The organism is Streptococcus ferus DSM 20646, assembly GCF_000372425.1.
GTDB lineage: Bacteria > Bacillota > Bacilli > Lactobacillales > Streptococcaceae > Streptococcus > Streptococcus ferus.
In genome coordinates, this window is the sequence record NZ_AQVD01000003.1 from 149,780 (window position 1) to 169,312 (window position 19,533).

The following is a 19,533-nucleotide window of genomic DNA, read 5'->3' on the forward strand; positions in this document are numbered from 1 at the left end:
CATTCTATAAAGGAACTAGCTTTAGTTCCTTTTGTTCTAAAAGGAGATTCACATGACAATCGATAAGACGAAAGTAGTCTATCAAATTTATCCAAAATCCTATAAGGATACAAGCGGAAATGGTGTCGGTGATTTAAAGGGGATTATTGAAAAACTGCCTTATTTAAAAGAGCTTGGCATTGATATGGTCTGGCTTAACCCTTTTTATCCCAGCCCTCAGAGGGATAATGGTTACGATATTTCTGACTATACAGCAGTTAACCCTCTTTTTGGAAGTATGGCAGACTTTGAAGAAATGGTTGCTTGTGGCAAGGAGCTTGGCATTGATTTCATGCTGGATATGGTGCTGAACCATTGTTCAACAGAGCATGAGTGGTTCCAGAAAGCTTTGGCGGGTGACCAGTATTACCAAGATTTCTTTATTTTGAGGGATGAACCTACCGACTGGCTTTCTAAGTTTGGCGGCAATGCCTGGGCACCTTTTGGTGATACGGGCAAATATTACCTGCATCTCTTTGACCAGACACAGGCCGATCTTAACTGGCGTAATCCGCATGTCCGTGAGGAGCTTTTCAAAGTGGTCAATTTCTGGAAAGACAAGGGTGTTAAGGGCTTTCGTTTTGATGTGATTAACTTGATTGGCAAGGATGAAATCCTGCAAGACTGCCCTGTCAATGATGGAAAGCCAGCTTATACAGACCGTCCCATCACTCACGACTATCTGAAGATGATGAATAGGGCTAGTTTTGGGGGAGAAGCAGGGTTTATGACGGTCGGCGAAATGTCTGCAACGACGATTGAAAATTGCATTCTCTATACAGCACCTGATCGTGAGGAGCTGTCTATGGCCTTTAATTTCCACCATCTTAAGGTTGACTATAAGGATGGTCAAAAATGGACGGTAATGCCTTTTGATTTTGAAGCGCTCAAGGATCTTTTTCACACCTGGGGAGAAGGAATGAGCCAAGGAAATGGCTGGAATGCTCTCTTCTGGAACAATCATGACCAGCCGCGGGCGCTTAACCGTTTTATTGATGTGAAAAACTTCCGTAATGAGGGAGCTACTATGCTGGCAGCGGCCATCCACTTGTCAAGGGGAACTCCTTATATTTATATGGGCGAAGAAATTGGCATGCTTGATCCAGACTATGATTCAATGGCAGATTATGTCGATGTTGAGAGCCTGAATGCCTATCAGGAGCTTCTGGCGAAAGGGAAATCGCCAGCAGAAGCCTTTGAGATTATTCGGGCGAAATCTCGCGACAACTCGCGGACCCCCATGCAGTGGGATGCCTCGGCTAATGCCGGCTTTTCTTCAGGAACTCCTTGGCTGAAGGCAGGCAAGAGCTATCCGGAAATTAATGTTGAAGCAGAGAAGCAAGGCCAGATTTTTCCATTTTACCAAGACCTGATCCGCCTGCGTAAACGCTATCCGATTATTGCCGAAGGCGATTATCGGGCAGCCTACAAGGACAGCGATAAAGTTTACGCCTTTGAACGTCATCTGGGCGAGGAGAAGTTACTGGTCCTCAATAACTTTTTTGCCGAAGACGTTGACCTTGAATTACCTCAGGCCTACCAAGGCGGGGAAGTCCTTATATCCAATTATGACACGCAGCCACTGACTGACAGAATCACTCTAAAACCTTACCAGACGCTGGCTATTATCGTCTAAAAAAGTTCCCCTTAATTAAGGGGAACTTTTTTGATTTTCTTGATTAACGATACCTGTGAATGTTGTCAACAGCAGCTTCTTTGGTTAATCAGTCTCTACGTAAGTATGCAACGGGAAGGTCGGATAAACCAGACCTCTTGCCTTTTCAGAGGTAACATAGCCGGGAGGAGCGTCAATGACGGATGGAATTCGGTTGACGATAGTGGCGCAGGTCAGAGCAACCGTATCGGGTTTTGAAACGGAGAAGATGAGGTCAGGCTCACCGCTGATTTCCCAGTCACACATATCCCCATCGTCTTCTCGGTAGACTTTTCCGATGCATTCTACTTCTAAGTCAATACCCTGATGTGTTTTCACAGTTGTTACGGCGGACATACCTGTCGCCCGACCGGCGGGAATAGTTGCTCCTAAGGTATCAGAGTAGATAGCTTCCTCTAAGAGATAAGGAACACTCTTTTGCGAGATGGACCGAATAGTCCAATTCATCTTAGAACAAATGGCCTCCGCAGCATTCCACATATAAGAAGGCAGACTTTCAGCCGACGCAATGTCCTTGTTAAACCGCTCAAGGTCATAACCAACACCGTGAGCTTCTGCCAGAGCTAGCCCATAGTCTTCGACATTATAACTGACAACCCCTTTGACCTTCTGGATACGGTTCATCCCCGCCATGGCTAGACAAGGCAGGTTAATCCAATAAATATCTTGCATGCCGGACCCCATGATGGTAACTCCGTGGTCCTTGGCTAATTTATCCAGACGGTTGGTTTCTGATGGCGAGGTGGTCCAAGGGTAAATAGCTTCTTCGCAGGTGGAGATCACATTCACCCCATGTTTGATGGCTGTTTCATAGAAGGCAAACATTTCTGGCATATAAGAGAAAATGGTGACGATGGCAATGTCGGCATCACAGTCGTCAAAAACTTTCTCAGCATTGTCTGAAATGATGACCCCTGTCTTGAAACCAAGACTGGCAAAGTCACCAATATCCTGACCGACAACATCAGGGTTTGTGTCGATGGCACCGACGATTTCAACCCCATGGTCAAGAAGGTACTTTAAAATCACCTTGGACATTTTACCACAGCCGTATTGGACGGCACGAATCTTTGTGTTTCTCATCTTTGGGCCTCCTTTTTATTGTTATTTAGTTCACATTTTTATTATAATGTCTATAGTAACTAGAGAGTCAATGGAGAGTTTGAGATGAAAACTGTTTTTCGAATTGGTGACTTTTCTGAAATGAACCAAATATCTATCCAGACCTTGCGGTATTACGATCAGATTGGCCTGCTCAAGCCCTATTGGGTGGATAAGGAGAGCCATTATAGATATTATCACATTAACCAATCGGCCCTTGTGGATGCGATCCAGTACCTGCAAGACTTGGATTTTTCCCTTCAGGAAATCAGAGAAATCCTGTCGTCAAGCGATGAAGATCCGCATTTTCATCAGCTGCTTGAAGAACGTCGACAGTCTTTAATAGACAAACGATCAGAGCTGGATAAGAAGATTCGAGAACTGGAACATTTTCAATCAGGCACCCTGCTTCATCAGGCTAAGCGCAGTAAGACCAGTCTTGAGGTGCTTTATTTGCCAGAAAGACCCATTGTCACCTTTGACATTGAGCAAAATATTTATGATATGAACCAAGAAGAATACGAACTCAGTCTTCGCTATCTAAAGCAAGAAGTGGCACATCTGGTAACTGATGATATCCACTTTAGCAGGGTCGGCAGCTTGATGGCACAAGAGAAGTTTTGCCAGCAGGACTGGCAGTCTCAACAGTTTTTCTTTTTGACCGAAAAGCCCTGCAATTTTTCTGATCACAAGGCAGCTTCGCTGCCAGCCGCTTATTATGCGGTGACCTATGCGTCTTCCTTTGAAGATGAGCTGAGGCAGCTCCCCCTCTTTTTTGAAGAGCTAAAGGCCGCCGATTATGCCATCTCTGGTCCTTATATTTGTGAGGTAATCCATGAACATCCCGTTTTGGACAAAAATGAACGGCATATGTTTATCAGGATGCAGATCGCTGTTGCTGTCAGATCTTAAAAGAAGCTCCCAAAGGGAAAGGGAGCTTCTTTTAAGTCAGGTTAAGTTCTTTCCAGACAGGAAGGGTCTAGGCAGGAAAATCAGTGCGGAGCAGTTTCTTGGGCCTCTAAAAGGAGTGAGGAAAGAGGGTCGTCTTCAGGAGCAGAGCCCTTAGCTTGCAGATAAATTTTACCGTAGGCCACAATCAGGGCGTGGAATTCTTGGAAGAGCTGGACATCCTGTGGCAGCTGCGCCATCACATACGTCTGAAGTTGGTCATAGGTGTTTGTTTGAGGATAACCACTCTTGGCTAAGAGGCGTTTAAGATAGTTGTCAACGATGAAAACAGGCCGCTCAAAGCTGTAGAGCAAGATGCAGTCGCAGGTCTCAGGTCCGATGCCAGGAATGGCTAGCAGTTCCCGACGCAAATCAGCAGTTGCTTTCCTTTCAAGTTGCTTTTTATCGAAGCCATAAGTTTGAAACCAAAGCAGAAGGCTGCGGATGGTCTGGGCTTTACGTCTAAAGAAACCGGCAGGCCGAATCTTTTCCATGAGGCTATCTGGGGACAGACTTAGGATAAGACTTCCGTCAAAGTTTTCGAAACGGTTTAGGGCTTTTTCGGCATTCGTCCAGCTAGTGTTTTGAACCAGAACAGCGCCAATCATCATTTCAAGATCAGAGTCTGCCGGCCACCAATGTTGCTGACCGTAGGCTTGATAAAGTTTTTGATAGATCGTTTCTAGTTTAATCATGTGTTGTTTGGTCACCAATGCCACAAGCAGGCTAGTTTATTCTTCTTCAGGATAGGTAAGCCCCCAATCCTTGCGCAGCTGGGTCATGATGTCCATTACATCCTTGCTGTAATCAAGGTACATACTGTTGCCAAGACCTGCTACCGTCTTTTCCATATCTTGAACTTCATAGCTCAAAGCCTGAGCGGTTTGGCCGTCTTCAATGATTTCCTGTCGGCCGTCCTCGGTATAAGTGATGACAGCCTTCTGTCCGCGGGGGTATTCAAAGATTTCAATATAGCCCTTGTCGTAGGCAATGGTTCCTCGTTTGGGCTGCTTGGCGTGGAGGCTCAGAGCAATCGTAGCCATCTCCCCTTGGTCATTGCTGAGCAGAATGCCCACCTGCTCATCAACACCTGTCGGTGCCAGTTTAACCTGAGATGCGAGCTGGTTAGGCTGTTCAGACATAAACCAGCGGACAAAAGACAAGGCATAGACCCCAATATCAAGAAGGGCTCCGCCTGCTAGCTGCCGATTGAAAAACCGATTGGTCATGTCGTATTCCTTGTAGCTGCCGAAGTTCATCTGGATCATTCTGAGAGGTCCTAGTTGACCAGAAGCAATCAGTATCTTCAGTTTTTGGTAAATAGGCATGTGATAAATGGTCATCGCCTCCGCCAAAATAACATGGTTCTTTTCTGCTAGGGCAATTGCTTCCTCTAATTCCTGACTGTTTAAGGTAATTGATTTTTCACAGAGAACATGCTTTCCAGCCGCTAAGGCCTTACGCAGATAGTCAATGTGTGTATTGTGCGGGGTTGAGATATAAATGATATCAACCTCAGGGTCTTCAAAGACCTCATCGATATGATGATAAACTTTTTGGATGCCGTATTTTTCCGCAAAAGCCAGTCCCTTGTCATAGGTCCGGTTGGCAACTGAATAGAGATTACCTCCTAAAGCTTGCAGAGCCTGTGCCAGTTCATTGGCGATAACGCCTGTTCCCAAAGTCGCCCACTTATATGTTGTTTGCGTCATAAAAACCTCCTCGTTTGTCTATGACACTAGTATAACAAAAAAGCCGGTGAAGTTGACAATCAGGTCAATAAGGCAAAAAACGGATATCGCTAAGGAAAAACGAGAAGACTGTCTCCGTGAAACCGTCTGTCGATCTTTATGAAAGGCTCGTTCCTGCTTTCATCAGACTTTTTTGCTACAATAGGTAGTGATATAGAAATGGAGTGTATTATGGTACGACTACAAGATGACTTTTACGATGCCGTCAATGGTGAGTGGGAAAAGACAGCGATTATCCCAGATGACAAGCCTAGGACCGGCGGTTTTTCTGATTTAGCGGATGAGATTGAGGCCCTGATGTTAGAAACAACGGACCAATGGCTGGAAGGCAAAGACATTCCGGATGACCCGATTTTGCAACATTTCATCGCCTTTCACCGACAGGTAGCTGATTATGAGGCGCGTGAGGCGGCAGGTGTAAAACCTGTTCTTCCTTTGATTGAAGAGTATCAAGCTTTGGGGTCTTTTGCCGAGTTTGCGAGCAAAATCGCTGACTATGAATTGGCCGGCAAACCCAACTTCCTGCCTTTTGGGGTATCACCGGACTTTAAAAATGCCCAGCTCAATGTGCTTTGGGCTCAGGCTGTTGGGACGATTCTGCCTGACACCAGCTATTACGCTGCTGACAATGATAAGGGCAAGGAGCTCTTAGCTGTTTGGCGACGTTCACAAGAAGAATTGCTGCCACAGTTTGGCTTTTCGGTTCAAGACATCAAGGACATGTTGGATAAGATCATCGAACTGGATGCCAAAATCGCCCAGTACGTCCTCTCCAGTGAGGAATCATCAGAATACGCCAAGCTTTATCATCCCTATGACTGGGCTGATTTCATCAAATTAGCACCAGAGCTTCCCTTGGACGCTATTTTTGACAAAATTCTGGGACAAAAGCCAGATAAGGTCATCGTTCCAGAAGAGCGCTTCTGGACAGAGTTTGCAGCTGACTTTTATTCCGAAAAAAATTGGGAGTTGCTCAAGGCCTACTTGGTTTATGAGGCGGCGACTGCCTATAATGCCTATCTGACAGATGCCATTCGGATTCAGTCAGGAGCTTACAGCCGTGCACTTTCGGGAACACCGGAAGCCATGGATCAGAAAAAAGCAGCCTACTATCTGGCACAAGGACCCTATAATCAAGCCTTGGGGCTTTGGTATGCTAAGGAAAAATTCTCAGCAGCAGCCAAGCAGGATGTTGAAGCCAAAGTAGCCACCATGATTGATGTCTATAAAGAACGTCTCAGTCAGAACAACTGGCTGGCCAAGGAAACCATTGACAAGGCCATCACCAAACTGAATGTCATCACCCCTCATATCGGCTATCCGGAGCAGCTGCCGGAGACCTATGCCAAGAAGGTTATTGATGACCAACGGTCTCTTGTTGAAAATGCCCAGCGTTTGGCTGAAATTTCCATTGCCTATGCTTGGAGCAAGTGGAATCAACCGGTTGACCGCAAAGAGTGGCACATGCCAGCACACATGGTTAATGCTTACTATGATCCGCAGCAGAATCAGATTGTCTTTCCTGCGGCCATCTTACAGGCGCCTTTCTATTCTTTGGAACAGAGTTCATCGGCCAATTATGGCGGTATCGGCGCTGTGATTGCTCATGAAATCTCTCATGCCTTTGATACCAATGGCGCTTCCTTTGATGAAAATGGCAGCCTTAATAATTGGTGGCGCAAGGAGGATTACACCGCCTTTAAAGAACGGACAGACCGAGTTGTTCAGCAATTTGACGGTTTAGATTCTTACGGTGCTAAGGTCAATGGACAGTTGACTGTCTCGGAAAACGTGGCTGATTTAGGCGGCCTTGCCTGCGCTTTGGCCGCGGCCAAGAAAGAAGCGGATTTTTCTGCCGCTGATTACTTCACTAACTTTGCCCGTATCTGGCGGATGAAAGCCCGCCCAGAATATATGCAGATGCTAGCTGCCGTGGATGTTCATGCACCTGGAAAATTAAGAACCAATGTCCAAGTGTCTAATTTCAGTGATTTTCTAGCGGCCTTTGCTGTTCAAGAAGGCGATGGTATGTGGCGAGATGAGAAAGATCGCGTCATCATTTGGTAGATGACACAAGAGAGTGGAACAAAAATCGGTACATCGTCATGTCACTACGATGTACCGATTTTATCGTCTCCGCACCGTTAATTAGGATGGCCGATACCACTTGCAAGGCAATAGCTAAGGACCTCCCAATTAACCACGGCATCAAACGGTTATATCTGAACTAGTTAAAGAGGCAGGACGTTTGTCCCAGCCTCTTTTTGTTGGTGTTTAGAAAAAGTCTATTCGTCAAAGTGAAGTCGCATCTGGTCCGTATCAATCTCTACCTGAGCACCAATGGTAAATGTGAAGAGGGGCTGAGTATGAGCGAAATCCAGATCATAAAGGACGGGTATTTCTTTTAATACGGGGTGTTTGCCCAAGATGAAGTGCAGAATATTTTCAGTCATGCCAAATTCTTTTGGAAAACGGCCCAAGATGACGGCTTGAGGATTAGGATAGGCTTGAAAGAGAGCAGCCAAATGGCGGCTGAAGGTTTGAATACTGTCTTCTTCGGCCTCCTCAATGAAAAGAACATAGTTTTCAGGTTGAGGGGCAAATTCAGTGCCTCGCAGCAAACCAAAGGTTGATAGATTGCCGCCAATTGCGGTTCCCCTGGCCTTCCCTGAATGATAGACCTTCCATTTGGTTGGATTGAACTGCCTAGGCTGGTTAGGATCATACCAAGCATCGCTGGACCACTCTTGACTAGGGATGAGATCATAAGCGGCTTTGGTTACAGCATCCAGCCAGCGCTGGCTTTGGTAGTCTTGTCCTTCTTCCATTTTAAAGCTGGAGTAAGCCGGTCCCATATATGTTTTCATGCCTGTTTTGGCATAAATCGCATTAAGCAGAGCTGTTGTATCAGAGTAGCCGCAGATGACTTTGGGATGTCTGGCAATCAGGTCATAGTCCAGATAAGGCAGGATTTCATTGGCATTAAAGCCGCCAATCGTCGATAGGATACCGTGTACTTGCTCGTCACGAAAGGCATCGTGTAAATCAGAGACTCGGCTTTCGATGGAACTGGAAAAAAGAATGTCATTTTCCATGTAATTATTGGAAAAGGAAACTGAAAATCCTAGTTTTTCCAGTTTGCGTTTGGCAGATAAGTTCGCCTTAAAACCGCCTAAGCGCTCGATAGAAGCAGAAGGGCTCAGTATTCTGATATGGTCACCAAATTGCAATTTTCGCATAAACATCCTCCTAATAGCTAAAAAAATCCTCTAGCTGAGACTAGAAGATTTTGCTAGAAGGCGGTAGACGGATTTGAACCGACGATCAAGCTTTTGCAGAGCCGTGCCTTACCACTTGGCTATACCGCCATAACAGATAATATTCTACCTTAAAAAGTAACAATCGTCAAGGAAAATTCGCTTGCATTTTCGGTCTGTTTTTGTTATGATGTAAAGGTCGCATAAAAGTGACAAATACTCATTCCTGATTTATTGTGGTGCGGTTGCCGAAAGGTTGTACTGCAAGCTGACGTCAGGGAGAGGCGAAAAAACACAAAAGGAGAAATACTCATGGCAGTAATTTCAATGAAACAACTTCTTGAGGCTGGTGTGCACTTTGGACACCAAACTCGCCGCTGGAATCCTAAGATGGCTAAGTACATCTTCACAGAGCGTAACGGTATCCACGTGATCGACTTGCAGCAAACTGTTAAATTAGCTGATCAAGCTTACGATTTTATTCGTGATGCCGCAGCTAACGATGCTGTTATCCTGTTTGTTGGTACTAAAAAACAGGCTGCAGAAGCAATCGCAGAAGAAGCTGCGCGTGCTGGTCAATATTACATCAACCACCGTTGGTTGGGTGGAACATTGACTAACTGGGATACGATTCAAAAACGTATCGCTCGTTTGAAAGAAATCAAACGTATGGAAGAAGAAGGTACTTTCGACGTTCTTCCTAAGAAAGAAGTTGCTCTTCTGAACAAACAACGTGCCCGTCTTGAAAAATTCTTGGGCGGTATTGAAGATATGCCTCGCATCCCAGATGTGATGTACGTTGTTGACCCACATAAAGAACAAATCGCTGTTAAAGAAGCTAAAAAACTGGGCATCCCAGTAGTCGCTATGGTTGACACTAACGCTGATCCAGATGACATCGATGTGATCATTCCAGCCAATGACGATGCTATCCGTGCCGTTAAATTGATTACCGCTAAATTAGCTGATGCGGTTATCGAAGGCCGTCAGGGAGAAGACAGTGTAGAGGCTGTTGAAGCAGAATTGGCAGCTAATGAAACAGAAGCGGATTCAATCGAAGAAATCGTTGAAGTTGTAGAAGGCTCAAACGAAAACGACTAATAAGACACTAAAAGGGCGGGGCTCAGCCCTCCCCTTTTCTTGATAAGTAAAATGGAGGACTAATCATGGCAGAAATTACAGCAAAGCTTGTCAAAGAATTGCGCGAAAAAACAGGTGCTGGCGTTATGGACGCAAAGAAAGCATTGGTTGAAGTTGAAGGTGACATCGAAAAAGCAGTTGAGCTGCTTCGTGAAAAAGGGATGGCTAAGGCAGCTAAAAAAGCAGACCGTGTCGCTGCGGAAGGCCTTACAGGCGTCTACGTTGACGGAAACGTTGCGGCAGTTGTAGAAGTCAACGCCGAAACAGACTTTGTCGCTAAGAATGCACAGTTTGTTGACTTGGTTAATGAAACCGCAAAAGTGATTGCGGAAGGCAAACCAGCTAACAACGAAGAAGCGCTCGCTTTGACAACAGCAAGTGGTGAAACCTTAGAAGCGGCTTATGTCAATGCTACAGCGACGATCGGAGAAAAAATTTCGTTCCGCCGTTTTGCTCTGCTTGAAAAGACAGATGCTCAAGCCTTTGGTGCCTATCAGCATAATGGCGGCCGTATCGGTGTTATCTCTGTTATTGAAGGCGGCGATGAGGCATTGGCGAAACAAATCTCTATGCATATCGCTGCTATGAAACCAACTGTTCTGTCTTATACTGAACTTGATGAACAGTTTGTTAAAGATGAGTTGGCACAATTAAACCATGCGATTGAACAAGACAATGAAAGCCGTGCAATGGTTAATAAACCTGCTCTGCCATTCTTGAAATTTGGTTCAAAAGCTCAGCTGACAGACGACGTTATTGCACAAGCCGAAGCTGATATCAAAGCAGAATTGGCTGCTGAAGGGAAACCAGAAAAAATCTGGGATAAAATCATTCCAGGGAAAATGGATCGTTTCTTCCTTGACAACACCAAGGTTGACCAACAATATACTCTGTTAGCGCAAGTTTATATCATGGATGACAGCAAGACTGTTGAAGCATACCTTGATTCAGTGAATGCTAAAGTAGTTGCCTTTGCCCGTTTTGAAGTCGGCGAAGGAATTGAAAAAGCAGCGAATGACTTTGAAAATGAAGTTGCTGCAACAATGGCAGCTGCTCTTAACAACTAAATAATCCAGATTTTAAAACCTCAAGGGCTGGCTGACTGTCTGACCTCTGAGGTTTTCTTTTTGCCTCATAAACCCCTTTCACTTTCCAAACGTCCTATTTTTCGGTATAATAAGGTCAAATATAGTCAAAGTTGCTGGGAAGGAGTTTTTCAATGCCTAAAAATACATCTGATAGTATTGAGGAATATATTAAACAAATTCTGGCAGAATCCGGTTTTGCAGAAATTAAGCGGAGTGTTTTGGCAGACAGCTTTTCAGTTGTCCCCAGTCAGATCAATTATGTGATTAAGACGCGCTTTACGCCTAGCCGAGGCTATGAAGTCGAGAGTAAGCGCGGTGGCGGTGGCTATATTCGCATTGCCAAAGTACGTTTTTCCGATAAACACCAGATGCTCAATAATCTTGAAGCCAGCATTGGAAGCCGCATTAGTGAGCAGTTTTTTGGAGATATTATTCAAAACCTCTTTGATGAGGGAGTGCTGACACAGCGTGAAGGTAATATCATTTTAGTGGCTTCTAGTGATCAAGTCTTAGGACTTGAAGCTCCCCAGATCCGTGCCCGGATGCTACGGAAATTATTGCAGCGATTAGATAGAAAAGGTTAAATTCATGTATCAGTACTCCTTAAAAATGCAGGAAGTTTTTAAACTGGCTCAGTTTGAAGCAGCCAGATATGATTCCACCTATTTGGAAAGCTGGCATCTCCTGCTGGCTATGGTCCAGCTTGACGATACGATTGCTGGCATGACCTTCATGGAATATGAGGAAGACGTCCGCGTGCCAGAATATCAGGCGGCTGCTATTTTAATGGTGGGGAAAAGCCCCAAAGAAAAGGTGGAGAAGGTGAGCTTTCGTGATCAGTCTCATGCTGTTCAGGGGCTGATGAAGGATGCCTTTGCCATTAGTCAGGCAACTCATGCCCAAGAGATTGGCACCGAGCATGTGCTCTTTGCCATGATTTTAAATCCTAATCTAGTGGCTACAAGACTTTTGGAAATGATTGGCTTTCAGATGAAGGACGATGGTGAGTCGGTCCGTTTGATTGATCTACGCAAAACACTGGAACGCAATGCTGGTTTCACCAAGGATGACCTAAAAGCTATTTTTGAAATGCGCCGGCCTAAAAAGAATAAGGGAAATAATTTCTCTGACCTAATGAAGCCGCCGACTACGGTTGGTGATCTAGCAGACTTCACCAGAGATTTGACGGACTTGGCTAACCGAGGACTTTTGGAACCTGTTATTGGACGTGACCAAGAAATTGCACGGATGATTCAGATTCTCAGTCGTAAAACCAAGAACAATCCGGTTTTGGTAGGCGATGCAGGTGTCGGTAAGACAGCCTTGGCCTACGGTTTAGCCCAACGCATCAGCCAAGGCAATATCCCTTTGGAATTAGCAGATATGCGGGTCCTAGAATTGGATATGATGAGTGTGGTTGCTGGGACCCGCTTTCGCGGTGACTTTGAAGAGCGCATGAATCAGATTATTGCTGATGTTGAAGAAGACGGTCACATTATCCTCTTCATCGATGAACTGCATACCATTATGGGGTCCGGCAGCGGTATTGACAGTACACTGGATGCGGCCAATATCTTAAAACCTGCTCTTTCCAGAGGAAGTTTGCGGACGGTTGGGGCTACGACTCAAGAAGAATATCAGAAATATATCGAAAAAGATGCTGCCCTGTCCCGCCGTTTTGCCAAGGTCAGCATTGAGGAGCCAAGTCTGGAAGAAGCCTACCAGATTCTGCTTGGTTTGCGTTCGAGTTATGAGACCTACCACCATGTCAGTTTGCCTGATGACACAGTATTGACGGCTGTAAAGGTGGCTCACCGTTATTTAACTAGCAAACGCCTGCCGGATTCAGCGATTGATTTACTGGATGAAGCGAGCGCGACGGTCCAAACCCTGATTCAAAAAGAGACACCAGCCCTCTTAACGGACCTTGATCAGGCCCTGCTTAATGATGATTTTGCACTAGCCAAAAAACTGCTAGCTAAAAAACAGGCTCCGCAAAGGAAAGCGCCCGTTGTGGTAACCGAAGAAAACATCCTTGAAACGCTCAGCAAGCTGTCAGGAATACCTGTCAGCAAACTCAGCCAGGCCGACAGCCAGAAATACCTCAACCTCGAGAAAGAGCTGCACAAACGGGTCATTGGCCAAGATGAGGCGGTATCAAGTATTAGCCGCGCGATTCGCCGGAATCAGTCAGGGATTCGCTCAGGTAAGCGTCCGATTGGTTCTTTCATGTTTTTAGGTCCGACTGGTGTCGGTAAAACAGAGTTGGCCAAAGCCCTAGCCCAAGTCCTCTTTGACGATGAATCTGCCCTGATTCGCTTTGATATGAGTGAGTATATGGAAAAATTTGCAGCTTCGCGGCTTAATGGAGCTCCTCCAGGCTATATCGGCTATGAGGAGGGGGGAGAGCTGACCGAAAAGGTTCGTAATAAGCCCTATTCGGTCCTCCTCTTTGATGAGGTTGAAAAGGCCCATCCTGATATTTTCAATGTCCTGCTTCAGGTTTTGGATGACGGAGTGCTGACGGACAGCCGAGGCCGCAAGGTTGACTTTTCAAATACGATTATCATCATGACTTCTAACCTTGGAGCAACAGCTCTGCGAGATGATAAGAGGGTTGGTTTTGGGGCTAAAGCCCTAGCGCAAGATTTTGAAGCGATGGAAAGCCGAATTTTTGAGGAACTCAAAAAGGCTTACCGACCAGAATTTATCAATCGTATTGATGAAAAAGTGGTCTTTCATAGTCTCAGCCGAGAGGATATGCAGGAGATTGTTAAGATTATGATTCAGCCTTTGGCTGCAAATCTGGCTGAAAAGGGCATTAAGCTTAAGGTGCAGCCATCTGTTCTGAAACATTTAGCTCAGGAGGGCTATGATCCCGAAATGGGAGCTAGGCCTTTGCGCCGCATTATCCAGACTAAGCTTGAAGATCCTTTGTCGGAATTGATATTATCCGGTCAGCTGTCTGAAGGGAAATTATTAAAAATTGGTCTTCAGAAAGGGAAATTAAAGTTTGAAGTGACAAAGTAAAACCAAATATGTCAATTTGGTTTTTTTAATTTAAGTTTAAAAGTCTAATAAAACTTTTTCATGAAGAAAAGGGTTCCACCCCGTTTTTGTGTTGAATAAAACTGAAAATTTTGTATAATCAAAGTGTCTAGACAAATACTGTTTAAACAAGGGGGATTTTTATGGAAAATCATGTAAAGAAAAAAATGTACAAAAAAGGAAAGTTTTGGGTTGTTGCGACAGTGACAACTCTAGCACTTGGGAGTGCTCTTTCAGTACAGGCAGATGATTCATCTGCAGCAGCAGACGCCGACACCAGTCAGGCCGTAAGTAATACCGTAACGAGTATCACGGAAACGTCTCAGTCAGATGATGCAGCGCCGACAACGGCTCAGGAAGTGACTGTTTCGGACACTGCCGTTAATACTGAAAATTCAGCTCAGATATCAGCCGTCAGCAATGCTGAAACGCCAGCTGACACAGCTGCTTCCTTTGTAACTGATGAGGAAGCAAATGCGGCTTCTGACCAAGCTGTGGCTGAGCGCTTAAAGGCCACAGCATCTGACCAAGCAGCCGGAGCAGTTGTTCAGCTAGATCAACCAGCTCCAGAAACAAATTCAGCCAGAACTGCTGATACGACGGAGTCCATTGACAAATATGGCTTAACAGACCAGGCACGTCAAATTGCGACTCAGGCCGGTCTGGATTTATCCACATTAACCTACGCTCAGGTGCAGGCACTGAATAAGGTTAAGCTGACTTCAGAAGCCCAGACAGGCTATCAAATGACCTACAAGGATTTTGAAGAAATTGCGGACACCTTGATTGCCCAAGATGGACGTTATGCGATTCCTTACTTTAATGCACAAGCTATTAAAAACATGAAGGCGGCCACCACTCGAGATGCCCAAACAGGAGAGATTGCTGATTTGGATGTTTGGGATTCATGGCCAGTCCAAGATGTGAAAACAGGTTAGGTGGTCAACTGGAATGGTTACCAATTAGTGGTTGCTATGATGGGGATCCCAAATACAAATGATAACCATATTTATCTGCTTTATAATAAATATGGGGATAATAACTTTGATCATTGGAAGAATGCCGGTCCAATCTTTGGCTTCAATGCTGACGGGGTCACACAACAATGGTCGGGTTCTGCAACGCTCAATGATGATGGCTCCATTCAGCTGTATTACACTAAGGTAGATACCAGTGACAATAACAGCAATAATCAGCGCCTTGCAACGGCTACACTTTACCTCGGTTATGATGCTGAAAATGTCAAAATCCTTTCTGTTGAAAACGACAAATTGCTGACACCAGGCGGAGGGGATGGTTACTACTACCAAAGTTACAGCCAGTGGCGGTCAACCTTTACAGGTGCAGACAATATTGCCATGCGCGACCCGCATGTTATCGAAGATGACAATGGCGACCGTTATCTTGTCTTTGAGGCAAGCACAGGGCTTCAGAATTATCAGGGAGAAGACCAGATCTATCATTTCTCCAACTATGGTGGAGATACTGCTTATAAGGTTAAAAGTCTCTTTAGATTCCTTGAAAATGACGATATGTATAGTCGTGCCAGCTGGTCTAATGCGGCTATTGGTATTCTCAAACTGAAAGGAGATCACAAAACTCCGGAAGTAGACCAATTCTATACACCATTACTCAGCTCACCGATGGTTTCTGATGAAATTGAGCGTCCAAATGTGGTTAAACTGGGAGATAAGTACTATCTTTTTGCGGCTTCACGTCTTAACCATGGCAGCAACACGGATGCTTGGAATAAAACCAATCAGATCGTTGGAGACAATGTCATCATGTTGGGTTATGTCTCCGACAGCTTGACTGGTGGCTATCTGCCACTTAATGGCAATGGAGCTGTACTGACTGCTTCTGTCCCGGCAGATTGGCGGACGGCGACCTACTCGTACTATGCTGTACCTGTTGAGGGGTCTTCGGATACTCTGCTGATCACAGCCTACATGACCAATCGTAACGAGGTCGCAGGTAAGGGCAATAATTCGACTTGGGCTCCAAGTTTCCTTATCCAAGTTTTTCCAGATGGTACCACTAAAGTTCTGGCAGAAATGACTCAGCAGGGGGATTGGATTTGGGATGAAACAAGCCGTACAACAGCTACAATGGGAACGCTTGATACCGCCTACCTTCCAGGGGAAAATGATGGCTATATTGATTGGAATACGATAGGAGGCTATGGCCTGAAACCACATGCTCCAAGTCAATACCAACCAAAAGCGCCAAGTCCATCAGAAGAGACAGAAACTCTAGAAGTAACCTTTAATATCTCTATTGATGGCAAGCTGACCATTAAACACAGCAGAGGCGAGGAGACATCTCCTTCTGAAAGGACTGTTTCTGGAACTATCCGTCAGTCAAATCAATCGGATCAGAAGACTAAGGCAAGGACCGAAAAGACTGATACTGCCTCTAAAAAGGAGAAAGCAAGCAAGAAGAAAGCCTCAACTCATGTGGCATCTGCCTTAAAGGCTTTGTTTGCAGGTATCTTGTCTTTCCTAGCTTCGCTCTTTACCTTTAAATCATAAAAAAATAATCCTCTTCTCATACTGAGAAGGGGATTTTGATTAATAAGCCTGTGCGAAAATGGCTTGCACTTCAGCAATGGTTTCCGCTCGTGAGACAGCTCCGCGGATTTTAGCAGCGCCGGCCGTTCCACGAAGGTAGTGAGGGGCCAGACCGCGGAATTCACGGACAGCGATAGTCTCTCCCTTGAGATTGACCAGTCGCGACAGGTGGTCGTAAGCAATGTCTAGTTTCTTGTTGAATGGCAGGTCTGGCAGGATTTGACCGGTTTCAAAATAGTGGTTAATCTGCGTGAAGATATAGGGGTTGTTCATGGCTGCACGCCCCACCATAACGGCATCTGCTCCAATGTCGTCAATCATGGTTTTAGCATCTTGGACACTGCGGACATCACCATTTCCGATAAATGGAATTTTGGTGATTGCTTTGGCAACCTTGGCCAAGGTCTCGTGGTCACAGCTTCCGGTATACATTTGTTCACGGGTCCGTCCGTGCATGGCTAATGCTGAGACACCCGCTGCTTCGGCGGCAAGAGCATTTTCGACAGCCAGAGCAGGGTCTGCCCAGCCTGTCCGCATTTTAACGGTTAGGGGAATGTCTAGAACTGAAGTGACGGTTTTGACAATCTGATAAATTTTTTCAGGGTCTTTCAGCCATTTAGCTCCAGCTTCATTTTTGACAACCTTATTAACCGGACAGCCCATGTTGATATCCACGATATCAGCTTTGGTATTTTTTTGGATAAATTCGGCTGCGCGGGCCAAGCCGTCTGCATCTCCTCCAAAAAGTTGGATAGACATAGGGTGTTCTGTCTCATCAATATGAAGCATATGGAGAGTTTTTTCGTTATTATAGAGGAGGCCTTTTTCAGAGATCATTTCCATAACGACTAGGCCTGCTCCAAATTCCTTAGCAATGGTTCGAAAGGCAGAATTCGTTACCCCAGCCATCGGGGCTAAAACAGTTCGATGTGGAATATCCACATTGCCAATCTTAAAGGAAGAATTAAGTTTAACCATGTTCAATGAGTCCCTCTAAATCGTTTTCTGTAAATAGATAATGTTTGCCACAGAACTGGCAGGTGATTTCAGCTTGCTGATCTTCTCTTTTTAGGGCTGTCAATTCTGCTTGCCCCAAGGTAAGGAGAGCTGCCTCAAAGCGCTCACGAGAACAGTCGCAGCTAAAGCTCAGTTTTTCTTCTGACAGCCGTTTATAAGGTTCGTCTCCGTAGATAGCCGTCAGGAGAGCGTCCATAGGATCTTGGGAGGTTAGCAGCTGGGAGATGGGTGGCATTTCTTGGATGCGTTTTTCAAAGCGGGCAATCTCTTCTTCTTTGGCTCCTGGAAGGACCTGAAGCATAAAGCCTCCAGCGACTTTGACCTTATCTTCTTCGTCTAAAAGGACATTGAGGCCGACAGCAGAAGGAGTTTGCTCACTTTCGGTCAAATAATAAGCCAAATCTTCTCCGATTTCGCCAGAAATTAAGGGGGTGGTTGATGTGTAAGGATTTCCCGTACCATAATCGGTAATAACGACAAACTGTCCCGCTCCCATAAAAGGTCCTACGAGGACTTCGCCGGTTGCTGTTTTTTTGATGTCAACGCCAGTGTTTTGGATGTAGCCTTTGACGTGCCCTTTGGTATCTGCGACGGAAATGATATGACCAAAAGAGCTGTTGCCAATGACCTTGAGCGTTATTTTACTGTCGCCCTTTTGATTGGCTGCTAAGATATAGTTGGCAATTAAAGCTCGCCCCAAAGCAACTGTTGATGATGATAGGGTCTGATGCTTTTCTTGAGCTGTTTTGACGGTCTCTGTCCCGTCAAGGACGAAAGCCCGAAAAGAGCCAGATTCAGCGATTGATTTGATTAGTTTATCCATAGGGAATATTATAACATAAGTCGTCCGTTTCACAGCTTCTTTTATTCGCCTTCTAGGAATTAGCAATCGCAAATTATTACATAATAAGAACAAATATTTCTAAAATGTTACAAAATATGTTGATTTTGTAATCTTTTTGTATTAAAATAGAGGTGAAAAGAAAAGTGAACAAGGAGGAAGTGACCATGCGTTTGCAAAAGAGGTGGCTATTGCCAGTAGCTCTAATCCTATTAGTGATGACTTCGGCGGGTCAGTCGGTGTTAGCAGAAGGAAGCTCTGAGCTGGCGGAGTCAGTAACAGAGGTGACAACAGAAATGTCAAGTGCACCAGTGGCTAATAACAGTGATACAACTGCAATCAGCGATTCTATTGACACAGGAGATGCCAGTCAGGCCGTTTCTGGTGCTGATGGCAATCAGACAAGGGCAACTGATTCGGCAGCAGAGGGAACAGCTACAACCGAGTCTGATACTAATCCAGTCAATTCCAAGCAATCCGTACAGACCCTGAAAGCTCCTGTCCCAATGCCGCAAGTTTTAGTGGGGACTTGGGTCGCCTACAACCCAAGAACTAACTGGCGGACGACATTCACTATCAACGCAGATGGCAGTGGCGTTCGAAAGATAGAGGGTGGAGGAGTTGTCACCACAGATCCTTTTAAAATTGATCAGGTTCAAGAAGTAGCCCCCGGCCTTTATCGCTATGTTGGCGGGGAAAATATCATGGTGACGAATAGCGGTGGCTTAGGTGGTTTCCTTGTCAAATATGACCATGGCTTCGCTATCATAGACGGTCATTTTGTGCCAGTTGTCTGGCAGACTCACTCGCAAGGAGCATTTGACTACAGCCAGCCTATGTATGGGTCTTATTTCACGCGTTTAACTGATAATCAGCAGACTTCTGAGCAGGTTCAGCCTGCTGTCTCAGAAAAAAGCAGCCGCCCGACATCTGCTCCTATATTACCAAAGACAGGTGAACAGAGCTCCAGTCTTTTGATGGTGAGCGGTCTTGCCTTAGTGGCAGCAGCTTATCGTCTTCGTAAAAAAGGCATATTTCGTCTTTAAACCAAAAAGAAC

The 19,533-nt window shown here is 45.3% G+C and carries 14 protein-coding genes, 1 tRNA gene and 2 pseudogenes; 10 read left to right on the forward strand and 7 right to left on the reverse strand.

Going from position 1 to position 19,533, the window contains the following annotated elements; all coding sequences use genetic code 11:
- Window positions 1-52 precede the first annotated feature (52 nt).
- On the forward strand, window positions 53-1,675 hold the full coding sequence (gene treC, locus A3GY_RS0106075) for an alpha,alpha-phosphotrehalase (RefSeq protein WP_018030525.1): 1,623 nt from the start codon (window positions 53-55) through the stop codon (window positions 1,673-1,675).
- Between the two features lie 84 nt (window positions 1,676-1,759).
- Here the strand turns inward: treC and A3GY_RS0106080 are convergent, their stop codons facing one another.
- A complete protein-coding gene (locus A3GY_RS0106080; protein ID WP_018030526.1) occupies window positions 1,760-2,797 on the reverse strand; it encodes an NAD(P)H-dependent amine dehydrogenase family protein in 1,038 nt (345 codons plus the stop codon).
- 84 nt (window positions 2,798-2,881) lie between these two features.
- On the opposite strand from A3GY_RS0106080, the gene A3GY_RS0106085 reads away from it, so the two are divergent.
- Complete coding sequence (locus A3GY_RS0106085) at window positions 2,882-3,727, forward strand: MerR family transcriptional regulator (RefSeq protein ID WP_018030527.1); 846 nt, start codon at window positions 2,882-2,884, stop codon at window positions 3,725-3,727.
- Window positions 3,728-3,807: 80 nt separating this feature from the next.
- On the opposite strand, the gene A3GY_RS0106090 is transcribed toward A3GY_RS0106085, so the two are convergent.
- Together A3GY_RS0106090 and A3GY_RS0106095 are read right to left on the reverse strand one after the other, a co-directional pair.
- Entirely contained in the window at window positions 3,808-4,458 is a 651-nt protein-coding gene (locus A3GY_RS0106090; RefSeq protein WP_040803914.1) for an endonuclease III domain-containing protein, read from the reverse strand.
- 36 nt (window positions 4,459-4,494) lie between these two features.
- Window positions 4,495-5,475: a Gfo/Idh/MocA family protein gene (locus tag A3GY_RS0106095; protein WP_018030529.1), complete on the reverse strand. Its 981-nt coding sequence runs from the start codon at window positions 5,473-5,475 to the stop codon at window positions 4,495-4,497.
- Between the two features lie 210 nt (window positions 5,476-5,685).
- Here A3GY_RS0106095 and A3GY_RS0106100 point away from each other — a divergent pair, with 210 nt between their 5' ends.
- Window positions 5,686-7,581: a M13-type metalloendopeptidase gene (locus A3GY_RS0106100; protein ID WP_018030530.1), complete on the forward strand. Its 1,896-nt coding sequence runs from the start codon at window positions 5,686-5,688 to the stop codon at window positions 7,579-7,581.
- 218 nt (window positions 7,582-7,799) lie between these two features.
- Here the strand turns inward: A3GY_RS0106100 and A3GY_RS0106105 are convergent, their stop codons facing one another.
- Both A3GY_RS0106105 and A3GY_RS0106110 read right to left on the reverse strand, forming a co-directional pair.
- Window positions 7,800-8,753 (reverse strand): S66 family peptidase, encoded by a 954-nt coding sequence (locus A3GY_RS0106105; protein ID WP_018030531.1) that lies wholly within the window; start codon window positions 8,751-8,753, stop codon window positions 7,800-7,802.
- 58 nt (window positions 8,754-8,811) lie between these two features.
- Window positions 8,812-8,882: transfer RNA gene (locus A3GY_RS0106110), tRNA-Cys, on the reverse strand.
- A gap of 201 nt (window positions 8,883-9,083) precedes the next feature.
- Between A3GY_RS0106110 and rpsB the strand changes: the two genes are divergently transcribed.
- The 6 genes and pseudogenes from rpsB to A3GY_RS09730 all read left to right on the forward strand — a co-directional run.
- On the forward strand, window positions 9,084-9,872 hold the full coding sequence (gene rpsB, locus A3GY_RS0106115) for a 30S ribosomal protein S2 (protein WP_026161955.1): 789 nt from the start codon (window positions 9,084-9,086) through the stop codon (window positions 9,870-9,872).
- 65 nt (window positions 9,873-9,937) lie between these two features.
- On the forward strand, window positions 9,938-10,978 hold the full coding sequence (gene tsf / locus A3GY_RS0106120) for a translation elongation factor Ts (protein WP_018030533.1): 1,041 nt from the start codon (window positions 9,938-9,940) through the stop codon (window positions 10,976-10,978).
- Window positions 10,979-11,130: 152 nt separating this feature from the next.
- Window positions 11,131-11,583, forward strand: coding sequence for a CtsR family transcriptional regulator (locus tag A3GY_RS0106125; protein WP_018030534.1), 453 nt, complete (start codon window positions 11,131-11,133; stop codon window positions 11,581-11,583).
- 4 nt (window positions 11,584-11,587) lie between these two features.
- Complete coding sequence (locus tag A3GY_RS0106130) at window positions 11,588-14,029, forward strand: ATP-dependent Clp protease ATP-binding subunit (protein WP_018030535.1); 2,442 nt, start codon at window positions 11,588-11,590, stop codon at window positions 14,027-14,029.
- A gap of 161 nt (window positions 14,030-14,190) precedes the next feature.
- Window positions 14,191-14,299 (forward strand): annotated as a pseudogene (locus A3GY_RS10535) (KxYKxGKxW signal peptide domain-containing protein); the annotation flags it as partial.
- Between the two features lie 356 nt (window positions 14,300-14,655).
- A pseudogene (locus tag A3GY_RS09730) lies at window positions 14,656-16,348 on the forward strand (glycoside hydrolase family 68 protein); the annotation flags it as partial.
- Window positions 16,349-16,617: 269 nt separating this feature from the next.
- Here the strand turns inward: A3GY_RS09730 and dusB are convergent.
- On the reverse strand, window positions 16,618-17,595 hold the full coding sequence (dusB, locus tag A3GY_RS0106140; RefSeq protein WP_018030538.1) for a tRNA dihydrouridine synthase DusB: 978 nt from the start codon (window positions 17,593-17,595) through the stop codon (window positions 16,618-16,620).
- Window positions 17,588-18,457 carry an Hsp33 family molecular chaperone HslO gene (hslO, locus tag A3GY_RS0106145; RefSeq protein ID WP_018030539.1) on the reverse strand — a complete coding sequence of 290 codons (870 nt, stop codon included), beginning with the start codon at window positions 18,455-18,457 and terminating at the stop codon, window positions 17,588-17,590. Before hslO ends, dusB begins: the two co-directional genes overlap by 8 nt.
- 185 nt (window positions 18,458-18,642) lie before the next feature.
- On the opposite strand from hslO, the gene A3GY_RS0106150 reads away from it, so the two are divergent.
- Window positions 18,643-19,521 carry an LPXTG cell wall anchor domain-containing protein gene (locus A3GY_RS0106150; RefSeq protein ID WP_018030540.1) on the forward strand — a complete coding sequence of 293 codons (879 nt, stop codon included), beginning with the start codon at window positions 18,643-18,645 and terminating at the stop codon, window positions 19,519-19,521.
- Window positions 19,522-19,533 lie beyond the last annotated feature (12 nt).

What these genes read in the sequence shown, in the direction of transcription:
- treC (WP_018030525.1), top strand. Translation starts at nt 53, where the DNA reads ATGACAATCGATAAGACGAAAGTAGTCTATCAAATTTATCCAAAATCC.
- A3GY_RS0106080 (WP_018030526.1), bottom strand. Translation starts at nt 2,797, where the DNA reads ATGAGAAACACAAAGATTCGTGCCGTCCAATACGGCTGTGGTAAAATG.
- A3GY_RS0106085 (WP_018030527.1), top strand. Translation starts at nt 2,882, where the DNA reads ATGAAAACTGTTTTTCGAATTGGTGACTTTTCTGAAATGAACCAAATA.
- A3GY_RS0106090 (WP_040803914.1), bottom strand. Translation starts at nt 4,458, where the DNA reads ATGATTAAACTAGAAACGATCTATCAAAAACTTTATCAAGCCTACGGT.
- A3GY_RS0106095 (WP_018030529.1), bottom strand. Translation starts at nt 5,475, where the DNA reads ATGACGCAAACAACATATAAGTGGGCGACTTTGGGAACAGGCGTTATC.
- A3GY_RS0106100 (WP_018030530.1), top strand. Translation starts at nt 5,686, where the DNA reads ATGGTACGACTACAAGATGACTTTTACGATGCCGTCAATGGTGAGTGG.
- A3GY_RS0106105 (WP_018030531.1), bottom strand. Translation starts at nt 8,753, where the DNA reads ATGCGAAAATTGCAATTTGGTGACCATATCAGAATACTGAGCCCTTCT.
- rpsB (WP_026161955.1), top strand. Translation starts at nt 9,084, where the DNA reads ATGGCAGTAATTTCAATGAAACAACTTCTTGAGGCTGGTGTGCACTTT.
- tsf (WP_018030533.1), top strand. Translation starts at nt 9,938, where the DNA reads ATGGCAGAAATTACAGCAAAGCTTGTCAAAGAATTGCGCGAAAAAACA.
- A3GY_RS0106125 (WP_018030534.1), top strand. Translation starts at nt 11,131, where the DNA reads ATGCCTAAAAATACATCTGATAGTATTGAGGAATATATTAAACAAATT.
- A3GY_RS0106130 (WP_018030535.1), top strand. Translation starts at nt 11,588, where the DNA reads ATGTATCAGTACTCCTTAAAAATGCAGGAAGTTTTTAAACTGGCTCAG.
- dusB (WP_018030538.1), bottom strand. Translation starts at nt 17,595, where the DNA reads ATGGTTAAACTTAATTCTTCCTTTAAGATTGGCAATGTGGATATTCCA.
- hslO (WP_018030539.1), bottom strand. Translation starts at nt 18,457, where the DNA reads ATGGATAAACTAATCAAATCAATCGCTGAATCTGGCTCTTTTCGGGCT.
- A3GY_RS0106150 (WP_018030540.1), top strand. Translation starts at nt 18,643, where the DNA reads ATGCGTTTGCAAAAGAGGTGGCTATTGCCAGTAGCTCTAATCCTATTA.